Genomic DNA, 10,444 nt, shown 5'->3' on the forward strand with positions numbered 1-10,444 from the left:
TGCGCCGCGGGCCCCGCGCGTCGGGCCGGGCCGGGCACGGTGTCCCGGCCCGACGGGTGTCATCCGGCGGTGGCAGCCGATGCGTCGGTTGTTGACGTACGACGGCCGCCCACCCCGCCGTCGCGACGAACCGCGGCAGCGCCGCCTCGCGCAGGCCGTGGATTCTGGTCGCGTAGTCCCAGACGGCGCGGTATCCGCCGGAATGGCTACGAGCCGGGCTCTCGCCCGCGCGACCAACATGCGTGCCATCAGCGGCCGCTGACCGGCCGCCGTCTCGGCGAGGGCGGTCGCGTTGTCACCGCGGCCGAGGCGGTCGTGGTTGATCGACAGACGACGCATAGGCGGTCGCGGGGTCAGCCGACCGGGGCGACCGACTCGATATTGGCCACGGTGAAGTCTCGTTGTGCGTCCCGCAGGTGACACCACGCGTCGAGCCATCGGCCGTACAGCTGGCGCGGCTGGATCTCCCGGACAGTCCGGTTTCCGGCCTTGTTCCGGTAGCTGATCAACACGTCGCGCTGGGCCTCGATCGCGTCGGCCAGCAGGATGATCTCAGTATCGGTCAGGCCGGGGTTCAGCTGCGCCAGCCGCGCGGACGTCTCCGAGGTATCCGCGCCACCGTTTCCCGCCCCGCCGCTGGCCGCTCCGCCACTGTTCGTGCCAACCGGGTCCGCGAGCAGCTGCGCGGCCAGCGTCTCCGCGTCCATCCGGGGCCGGGCCCGGGACGTGGCCCGCGCCGGCGACCGGGGCGCGGCCGCGCGGTGCTCCCGCTGCTGCTCGACGATCACTGTGCCCGTCGCATCCTCGGCGACGGGGGACAACCCGGCCGCGCGCAGCCGTGCCAGCACCTCGTGCGGCTCGTGCGGGCTGGACAGCACCGTGGGCGCCACCCGCGCCAAGGACAGTTTCGCCAACGACCGGGTATGCAGAATCTCGCTGATCAAAGCCTCTTCGGCCACGACGCATGAGCGCATCCCCCGCACCCGGATCTTCCCGTGGAGACGGGCCACATCCTTGACCAGGTATTCCAACGGCTGAGGCACCGCCCGCTCCGACACCGCCGCCATATCGGCCAGCAATCCTGCGGCGGTCCAGCCCGCGTCGAACGCCGCGCGGACGCTGGCCGGGCTGAACCGCCACACTCCCGCCGTGCCCCGGGACTCGCTCACCGCCGCTGTCCCCAACAGCCGCGAGACCGCCGTCGTCGGCTGGCCGGACACCACCGCGGTGAGGTCCGACTGGAGTATCACCGTGCACGGCCTTTCCGTCAGTACCCCGGCCACCCGCGCGGCCAACGCGTCCATCGCGTCCATCGCGGTCACCGTGTCCATCGCGCCCACCGCGTCCGCCGGCTCGGCGGTGGCCAGGTCTCCGTCGAGAAGAGCCGCGAGCTGTTCGCCGCAGTCGGTCAGCACGTCGGCAACGGCGACACCCAGCAGCTCCGCCTCCCGGATCGCGGCGGCCGCCTTGTCCCGCAGCTGGCCTGGCTCATATCCATGCAGTGGGAAGAACCAGTCGATGTGTTCGCCGGCCGCCCGCAACGACAGCCCACCGCGCGCCGCGCGCAGCATGGCGCGTCGCAGCCCACCGGCGGCCGAGGCCAGGGGCAGCGGCGGGGCCAGCTCCTTGCCCCCACCGATCTCCCGGCTGGTCGGGGCATGTGCCAACACCAACCATGCGGTCGCCAGCGCGGACCACTGATGGGCCGGCGGCGCCTCCCGCCACGCCGCATACCGATCGGTCGGCGCGTAGCCCGTGTCCGCCCGGCCGAGTAGCCCGGCCGCGTAGGCCAGGTCGATACCGAGCAGCAGTATCTCGACCGGCAGCGCCAGCCGCGCGGCCAGCCGGGACCGTTCCCGCGGGCCGACGCCGCCCTTCTTCAGCGCGACGATCGAATGCGCGCGCGCCTCGTCCAACAGGGCCGTGATCCCACGGAGCAGATCCGCCGCGGCGGCCTGGGCGGCGGCCAGCGTCGACTCGCTCGAGGCCGCGGCTGAAGGGACCCGCGGCTGTCCGGTCAACAGCAGGTCACGCTGCGCCAACCAGGACGCCACCTCGATCTCGCGGGACACCTCCAACCGCCCGTTGACCCGTAGCGCCAAGCCCGCGGCGGCCAACGCGCGTTCGGCACCCGTGGCCGCCGGCTCGGCGTAGCCCAGGTAGATCTGGTTGTAGCGATGGCGCATCTGCTTCAGGCGATCCCGCGCGGGCTTGGGTAGCCGGCGCACTACGTCGGCCATCGCGCGGGCGTCGGAAGCGACGTCCACCAGGCGGGCGATCAGCTCCGGTTTGCGTAGCCCGTCCACCTCGACCCCCAGCGCGTCAGCCGCCGTACGCACGTCGTCCACCAGCGCCGACTTCGCGAGCAGGGCCAACGGTCGACCATCGCCGATCTCGGCCGCCCAGTGCTCGGCCAGCCGTTCCGGCAGGCAGATCGTCCCGGACTCCAACCAGGCCAACCCGCGGCCGCGCAACTCGCCGATCGCGTCCGACACGGCCTTTTCCGGCGCGTCCTGGTCCGGTGCCGAGACCAGACCGGCCACGGTCTCAACCGTGGCCAGCGGTCCCAGGGCCGCCACCGCCTGACCGACGAGCACCGCGTCCCGATCGATCGAGCGCAGCGCGGCAACCAGCGAGTCCGGCCCGCACAGCCGCTGAGCCAGCTGCTCGAACCCACGCGGGATCGGCTCGGCCCGGACGTCCGGCCGTGCCCGCAGCAACCCCGTCAGCGCTGCCTCGTCCAACCCGGCCAGGTATTCGGCAAACGATCCGGAAACCATGGTGGCATTCTGCCGAACCCTCGCGATGCCGCGGTTGGTGACGCGGGCTCACATGACGACCTTGCCGAGGAGTGGTTCCGTCGCTGCCCGCCGCGGTCGATCTCGCCGCCTACCGCATCGTGCAGGAGTCGCTGACCAACGCCGCCAGGCACAGCGGCGCCCGGCAGGTCGTCATCCGAGTCCAACACGCCGACCGGCGACTGTGCTCAGCATCGAGGACGACGGCCGGGGTCCGGTGCCCGTGGGCAACCAGGGCGGCGCCGGTATCGCCGGCATGACGGAGCGGGCCCGCGCGCTGGCGGAAGCCTGAACGCCGGGCCGGGTCGTGCGGGCGGGTTCGTCGAAACTCGACAGCGGCATCCGGAGAGCGCTGAGCGAAGTCCGGGAACCGCGCCAGACCGCCAACTGATGCGCCCTGATGTGCCCCGTTGAATCCGGACAGGTCCAATGAAGCTGATGGACGCGGCGGCCTGCTTTTTCAGGTATTCGGCGTAGGCCCGTCGTGGGGTGCGATAGTGGAGTCCCAAGTGGCGGCGTGTGGCGTTACAGTGAAGTTCTATGTACCGGGCGATGACGGCTTTGGTGTAGCAGTCGATGACGGTCGCGAGGTACAGCTAGCCTTCCCAGGTGGGGATGTAGGTGATGTCGCCGACCGCCTTTGAGGTGCTGCCCGTTTCTCGGACACCGACGTAGCGGGACTATACCAGCTTTATGCTGCTTCCTTGATTGAGTTCTGGGTTGCCTGGTATGCGCGCTCGACGTGTTCTGGTGTGCGGTAGCCGAGAGTGGGGTGGAGCCTCTGCCGGTTGTAGAGAACCTCGATGTAGGGCCGACCGACGGCTGACGGATGCGTCCACCCGGCGGGGCCGGAGTGCGTCGCAACCACCTCACGGAGCCGGCTGACCAGCGCGGTATCCACGCGTATGTCTCGGACTCGCCGGTCGCCCCAGATGAGCGCTGCGTCGGCGGGGTGGCCTGGGTGGGGACGAGTGGCTCTCAGGCTTCGCGGCAGGCGGTGCCGGCGTTGCTGCGAGGGTCTCGACGAAGACGATGGTGTCGCAGGCCGCGTGCCCGCGCCAGGTCGGGCAGCGTGGAGTCCATCTCCTCGTGTCCGTGGGGGCCCGGGCGGCGTACTCCAGCCAAGTCTCGATGAGAGAGCTCATGCGCGGCTCGGATGGATATCGCTAATCGAAGATGTCGGCGGCGGTGACAGTGAGACATCCCGGCGGCGCGTCACGGATCTCCTCGCGAGCGCACAGCGCGAGGCGTGCCCGGACAGCGCCTTCGGTCCCGGCACTGTCAGGGCCGGCAGCTCCGTCGTCTGCCTGGCGGTCCGAGGCTGCTGGAACGGCCGACGTAATAGCGCGAGCCTTTTCCAGGAGCCGGCTGGAGATCCGTCGACCGTCAATAGAGCGCGCCCACTTCGCCTCGCCGAACAGAATTGGGTGTCGGTCCCTGCCCGCGAGCACGACCGCATCGATCTCGTTCTGCCCGCCCGCGTTCCAGTAAGGCCCGACCGCGACGATGTCCCTGCCCAGCGCGCCGGCGACCGCGAGTCGGCGTAGGTGCTCGCGAAACGCTTCCTCCCACGGTTTGCCGAGATGGTCGTCCAGACTCTCGATCAGTACTGGCAGCAGTGCTTTCCCCAGTCCACGCTCGATCTCCGCGCGGTACCGAGACAGCACGCCGAGATAGAAAGCAAGGAAATTGTCTGCGATCCGGTAGACGCGCCGACGGCTGCGCGCTGTCTCGGTGACGGGCATCAGCCGTTCGACCAGCCGTAGCTCGACGAGCCGATCCAGAGTACGGGCCGGTTCAGCCCGAATATAGTCCTTGATCTCGTTGTACTGGGTGCGACCCTCGGCGATCGCGTGGAGGACGGCCGCCGGGTATTCACCGTGCTCCACCTCGGTGGCAAGCACGAGTTGTCCCTCGGTGAGCAGCGGCGCCCCGGGCCGGCAGGCCAGCCGTAGCAGGTTGTCAGCGAGGTCAGCGCCCTGGTCCCACCACGACAGATACAACGGAACTCCGCCAACCAGCCCGTAGACGAGCGCCCGGTCGGACGGCGTCAGCCCGGGCAGCATGAGTGCGGCCTCGTGCGGACGGAACGGATGCAGCGACAGCGACAGATCGAATCTGCCGTACAGGGGCGCCCGCTGCTCCTGTAGCGCGGTCATGTGCCGCACGGCCGATCCGCACACGAGCATCCGTAGCCTGGTCCGGCCGGCTGTCCGGTCGAGGAAGGCCCGCAGGACGCCGGGCAGCTCGGGTGAGGTGGCGACGATCTCGGGAAACTCGTCCAGGATGACGAGGAGAGGCTCCTGCTCAGCCGCCGCGGCGAGGTCGTCGAGCGCGTCGTCCCAGTCGAGGTAGGGACGAGTAGCGAGATCACGAATTCGCCCCGGTAGCGCGATGGCCGCCTGACGGGATAGTTGCGCCAGTTCCCCAGCTGCCGCCCGACCGGCTCCGGTGTGGGACACCGACCGACGGCCCTCCGCGAAGCGCTGCAACAGCGCGGTCTTGCCGACCCGTCGCCGTCCCCACACCACCGCGGGTCGGGGGTCGGTCGAGTGCCACCACGCCTCCAGAGCGGCGAGTTCGTCGGTGCGATTCACAAAGGCCACCGGCTCCCCGCCTCCCCCAGTAACTCACACCACCTGTAACTTACTTGCTATGTAAGTTACACCCCGCGCCATCCGTACGCGGCTCGCGCCATCCGTGGTTCTGTGATCTTGCCGCCTACCCGGCCGACAACCCGGACCGGATCGTGCTCGGCTGGGCAGTCCGACGGCGGGATCGACCAGCGCGGCTGCGCCCCCGGCTGTACGGGTGTCATCCTGCGGCGGCGGCCGATGCGTCGGTGGTGGGGGTACGACGCTGGCGTCGCCGTGCATTGCCGCTGGTAGATGGCCTGTTCGTGTGATCGGGGATGCCGATCGTGGGGCCAGGGATCGTGGGGTGGCGGTTCGGGTTGTGCCCGGTTCTGTCCACCACCCGTGACCTGGCCTTTTACCTCTCCGTTGAGATCAATTTAGCCGTTTGAAGATCGTTATGTAGCAACGGGTGCGACCCCATTAGCAACCTAAAGCAGCAGACGTTCCAGGGTATACCCCGCTGACCTGCGTAAATGCTTACGTCTGACCGTCCGCCGCGACATTTCGGGTCGTTGCTACACCGAGCGGCCCCGGCGGAACGTGGACTTATGACAGCGGGGCAGGGTGCGCCTCTGATCTGCGGCGATGAGCAGCATCGCGGCGGACGACCGTCCGCTGCAACGGCGGATGGTCGCAGGGAGCGCTCGCAGTGGTGCGCCAGCGATGGCCGACGTCGGCGACGTACTCGAGGACCCCGGTCACGACCCATCACTTGCGCCACGACCGATGCGCTGAGTAGGCGGATGCTCCCGCCGACCTCCGTCCACAGCGTTCTGGCACAGTGATGTTATGGCTGAGCAGGCTCCGGCTGCTTCAGATAGCCCGATGTCCAGTCGGCGGGAACAGGCACTCGTAGAGGTGATTTTGCGCCATCAGGTGCAGATCGATCCCGATGACCTCGGCGCTGTCCTCGATTTATCTGCAGTCGGAATCGTCAACGGCGCCTGGCGCAACAGCCCTGTCGAGGACTGGCACAGCCAGAGCCGGCTACATGACGGCGACATGCTGCGGATCAACGCCCACACCAGCTGGCGGGTGCGTGAGATTGTCCGGTGATGGCGCGGCGATCTGGGACTCGGACCGCAGTCACTGCAGCAGGCATGCGATGGTCTAGACAGCGATGCGACCGACTGGCTCGCCGAGCGGATCTGGCGATGGCTGGTTAACCCTGCCAGACGCCTGCCGACCGGAGCGACGCTGGTCGAACTCGCCGGGAGCGACCTGAACGACTACCGCGACCACGCCGACGAGGCGTTAGGTGGATTCGCGGCGATGGCAGAAGAGCGCGGGATGCTCTACGCGTTCTGGAGGGCGGCGGCTCACGGCGGGCTGGCCTGCCGGCATTGGTGGGGAACCCCGGCATGGCCCGCGCTGGTCGACCGCTTCATGCATGCTCTCGACACACCTGATCACCCGCACTGGTCGTCCGGTGGGGGATGGCAGGTGACGGTGGAGACAGCGCCACACCAGGCCACCGGGCGTGCCGGTCTCCGTCGGCTGCTGATGAGCCGGCCATGGGCTCTCGATTCCGATACGGCGCAATGGGTCGTCGGTGCTGGCATCGGATTTCTCCTCGACCGCGTTCCTCAGCTGCCCGACGACGTCCACGAGGCGCTCCCGCATTAGCTTCCTCTCGAACCTACGCACAGCCGCCGTTCCTGACCGGGCCGGCAGCGCTCTACTCGGCGGGCGCGGTCGACTCGGTTGGGAGCACGTACTCCTCAGCCAGCTTCGCCAGGTGCAGGGGCAGCGGCCGGGAGAGCGGTTCGTAGTCGTCGTGGAAGCGCAGTTGGTGGGCCAACGCGGCCCACGCCGCGGGCTGGTCCGGGCCGACATCGTCCCGCCCGGCGTCCGCGAGAGCCTTTTCGGACAGGCAACCGACGACCGTCAGCTCCAAGTACCGCGGGTTCCAGGCCGTCTTCGCTGGCCCGGTCGGCCAGTCGGGATGCGGGCCCAGTTTCAGCAGTCCTCGTTTGATGGCCTTCGCGCTGCTTGATGAGTCCGCGGTGCTCACGAAGACGCGGTTGTCCGTGTCCGCGCCCGGCGCCGCCCACAACCCGGCGGCGAAACCGACCCGGTCGTCGCCGGGTGCGTACCACTGCGGCACCTCCTCGCGGCCATTGCCGTCCCGGGTCAGCACGAACCGCAAGTCGGGGCCGTAGACAGCGAGTCGTTGGACGTCCGACCCGCCGAACCCGAGCATGTCGCGGACCAGCGTCTCGTTGCCGATCCACGGCCAGGAACGGCGAAGGTTCCCAGCGTTCGCGAGCAGCAGCGTCGGCCGGTCGCGTGCCTGGTACAGCACTGATCTGACGAGCCGTTCGATCTCTTCGCGCTCAACCGCGGTGACCGACGGCGTGGGTCGCGTGCCGACAGCGGCGCCGCCGTCCAGGCGGTCTGCCGACGCCTCGATTGCCCCGGCGACCATGTCAGCGTCCCGTGCGAGGTCAAGCAGCAGCACAGGGTAGGGTACCCATTCCTTGCGGGTGTCGTGCCACCCCCGCACTGGGTGTGCGGCGTCGCCAGGACGAACGCGAAGTGCGATCAGCCGGTTCCCGGCGCGCCGTGTCGGCCCGTCGGCGCGGCGACGCGCCACCCAGATGGCCAGGTACTGGAGGTCGCCGGGGACAGCGTCGCCGACTCGGTGCCGAGGAATGATGACGGCTCCGACTTGGCGGAACCCGTCGAGCCAGGCCGATTTCGCCCGGGTGTTGATCCCGACCTCCGTGTCGTCCGGGATCTGGATGAACTGACTGAGCCGGCCCGTATCCGCGAGGCCGAGTCGCAGGGCGAACTTCGGATCCGAGTCCGGCTCACCGTTGAATCGGCCCTCGCCTGCCAGCTCGACGATCGCGAGGCCGACCCGCCCCGTCAGCTGGTCGAAGCGGGTGGCCACCGCTGTGCGGCGGGCCCGGATCGCCTCACCCAGCGCCGTGGCGCGGGCCTGCTTCTCGCGACGTGAGATCTCGAGAGCGGAACCGATCGCCCCGAGTTCCGCGGTCCGGATGTGGACCCGCAACTCGCCGAGCTGCCACCGCTGGTCGGGGCCTTCGGTGACGACGTCGGCGGGGAACCCCAGCAGGTCGCGCAGGGTGTTCACCAGACCGTCCCGGGTTTCCGGGTACTGCCAGGCAATGTCGACGTCCAACGGTTGCCCGTCGAGGCTGGCGAGCAGCGCCTCTCGACGTGCCCGGGTCTCCTGCTGCCTCCGTGCGATCTCTTTCAGCGCGTTCCCGGCCTGGCCCCGGGGGAGCAACGCTGGCTTGTTGCCGGTGAATCCCCTCGCGAGAGCGGGTACGGGCCGGAACATCGGACGCAGGCCCTCCTCGACCCAGGCGTCAAGCCGGGCCCGCTCGGCCGGCATGAGCCCGGCGCCGACCGCGTGCGTGCCCATCGCTGTGCTGTGGATGATCCCGGCCGTGATCCTGCCCTGACCGCGGATCCAGTTCACCGGCGCCTCCCGCAGATCCGCTGCCCGGGGATAGGCCTGGACGATGTCAAGCTCGGGCAGGAGATCGACCGGGGCTCGCCCCTGCCAGTCGACCTGGCCGAGGCGAGGACTGAACGCCATCGTGTTGGCGATCAGCCGTGGCGTCGGGGCCGCGGCGTCCTGCATCCAGGGCAACTCGGCCTTGAAGAGCACGGTCGCCTGCCGTCCCTGGGGAAGGAAGACGGGCGCGCCGGTCGCCCAACGCCGTATTCCGGTCGAGACGTGGAGACGGAAGCTCGGTGCGAAAGGGACGGTTCGCAGGGTGATGGTGACGACCGCGGAATAGAACCAGGATCGGCCGGCCCGCATGTATTCGAAGGGTGGCCAGGAGACCAGCTCAGCGAGCTGGTTACCGACCACGACGCGGAAGTCGACATCCTGTGCGACCCCGTCGGAATGGAATGGCCGTGCAGCGAGGTGGGCCGCGACGACCTCGGGCAAGAGGGCGTAGAGCCGCGGCGATGGCCGCGCGGTGCCGCCGCCGGTCACCAGGGACGCGGTCAGGTCCACGGACTCGACGGTCCACTCCGGCATGGCATCGTGCATTGAGGTGAGGACACGCAACATCGCCTCGTCGTGTTCGGGCTCCGGCCGTAGGGCCATCACCCACGATGTGAACAGTGGGGTGAAAACGGCCATCGGCGTTCCTTCTCTGGCGTAGACCCAGGGAACGCTCGCGTCGGAAGCTGCGCCACGGCCCGTCGCGACGACCCCGGGAGCAGCCGCGCGTAGCAACGCGTTGAGCTGCCTGACGGGAAGGTGCGCCGGCACATCACGGTTTGGCCGGCCGGCCTGGTACAGCTCCGTGAGTTCGGTTCGCCACTGCTCGGTGAATGAGATGACCTGGTAATCCTCGACCCAGGGCCCGGCGGCCGGATCGGGTTCGTAGGCGGTCGGCCGAATCAAGGGGTACACGTGGACGTCCTTTCAGGAGTCTGCTGGAGGCACCGGTTCAGCGCGGCCCACAGGGGTTCGTACATCGCCTGGACGATGTGACGGTCGCGGGCGGGCTTGTCGGATTCGGCCGAGAAGTAGGGCCACAGGACGTGGCGGATGTTGTGGAGCAGGGACGTCTCGGGGGTGTCGGGCTCCGCTGCTCCGGCTGCCAGGAGCGGGGCGAAGGCCGCGTCGACGAAGATCACTCGCGCTGGCACCCCGCCGCGCAGAAGCCTGCCGATGACCTGCCAAACCAGCACGAGGATGTCCCAGGTCACGGTGTCGCGATCGGCGCCGAGCTGGCTCCAGGCGGTGCTTCTCGCCAGCAGCCTGTACCACTCCGACCGGGCCTGCCGCCGCACCTCGCTGGCACCGGCGTCCAGACTGGCCGCGTGGCGCACCCACTCGTTGAACTCGCCGTTGTCGATCGCTCGGACGATCCAGTCGTTGATCGCGTGGACGGCCAGCCTGAGATCGTCGGGGTGCGGGTTCGGCCGGGCGAGGAAGTAGACCGATCCGATGGCGGCCACCTGCCTGTCCTCGTCGAGGATGTTGTGCCCGCGCTCGACGGCCTAGTGCGCTGG

Annotated in this window: 6 protein-coding genes; 2 read left to right on the forward strand and 4 right to left on the reverse strand. The window is 69.2% G+C overall.

Annotation, left to right across the window (positions count from 1 at the left end):
* Positions 1-353: 353 nt before the first annotated feature.
* Positions 354-2,780, reverse strand: a complete 2,427-nt coding sequence (locus tag E0504_RS40305; protein ID WP_131626962.1) for a helicase C-terminal domain-containing protein — start codon at positions 2,778-2,780, stop codon at positions 354-356.
* Between the two features lie 1,184 nt (positions 2,781-3,964).
* Positions 3,965-5,395, reverse strand: coding sequence for an ATP-binding protein (locus tag E0504_RS40320; RefSeq protein ID WP_235014091.1), 1,431 nt, complete (start codon positions 5,393-5,395; stop codon positions 3,965-3,967).
* Between the two features lie 828 nt (positions 5,396-6,223).
* On the opposite strand from E0504_RS40320, the gene E0504_RS40325 reads away from it, so the two are divergent.
* Positions 6,224-6,490: a hypothetical protein gene (locus E0504_RS40325; RefSeq protein ID WP_131626964.1), complete on the forward strand. Its 267-nt coding sequence runs from the start codon at positions 6,224-6,226 to the stop codon at positions 6,488-6,490.
* A 216-nt stretch (positions 6,491-6,706) separates the two neighbouring features.
* Positions 6,707-7,060 (forward strand): hypothetical protein, encoded by a 354-nt coding sequence (locus E0504_RS40330; RefSeq protein ID WP_112106809.1) that lies wholly within the window; start codon positions 6,707-6,709, stop codon positions 7,058-7,060.
* A 52-nt stretch (positions 7,061-7,112) separates the two neighbouring features.
* On the opposite strand, the gene E0504_RS40335 is transcribed toward E0504_RS40330, so the two are convergent.
* Both E0504_RS40335 and E0504_RS40345 read right to left on the reverse strand, forming a co-directional pair.
* Positions 7,113-9,839, reverse strand: a complete 2,727-nt coding sequence (locus E0504_RS40335; RefSeq protein ID WP_165938765.1) for a pPIWI_RE module domain-containing protein — start codon at positions 9,837-9,839, stop codon at positions 7,113-7,115.
* Positions 9,827-10,390: a hypothetical protein gene (locus E0504_RS40345; RefSeq protein ID WP_112105321.1), complete on the reverse strand. Its 564-nt coding sequence runs from the start codon at positions 10,388-10,390 to the stop codon at positions 9,827-9,829. The genes E0504_RS40335 and E0504_RS40345 overlap by 13 nt, the downstream gene beginning before the upstream one ends.
* Between the last annotated feature and the right edge of the window lie 54 nt (positions 10,391-10,444).

This window comes from Parafrankia sp. BMG5.11, from assembly GCF_004337455.1.

Excerpts from the sequence above, each read along its gene's own strand:
- E0504_RS40305 (WP_131626962.1), bottom strand. The coding sequence starts at position 2,780 with ATGGTTTCCGGATCGTTTGCCGAATACCTGGCCGGGTTGGACGAGGCA.
- E0504_RS40330 (WP_112106809.1), top strand. The coding sequence starts at position 6,707 with ATGGCAGAAGAGCGCGGGATGCTCTACGCGTTCTGGAGGGCGGCGGCT.
- E0504_RS40325 (WP_131626964.1), top strand. The coding sequence starts at position 6,224 with ATGGCTGAGCAGGCTCCGGCTGCTTCAGATAGCCCGATGTCCAGTCGG.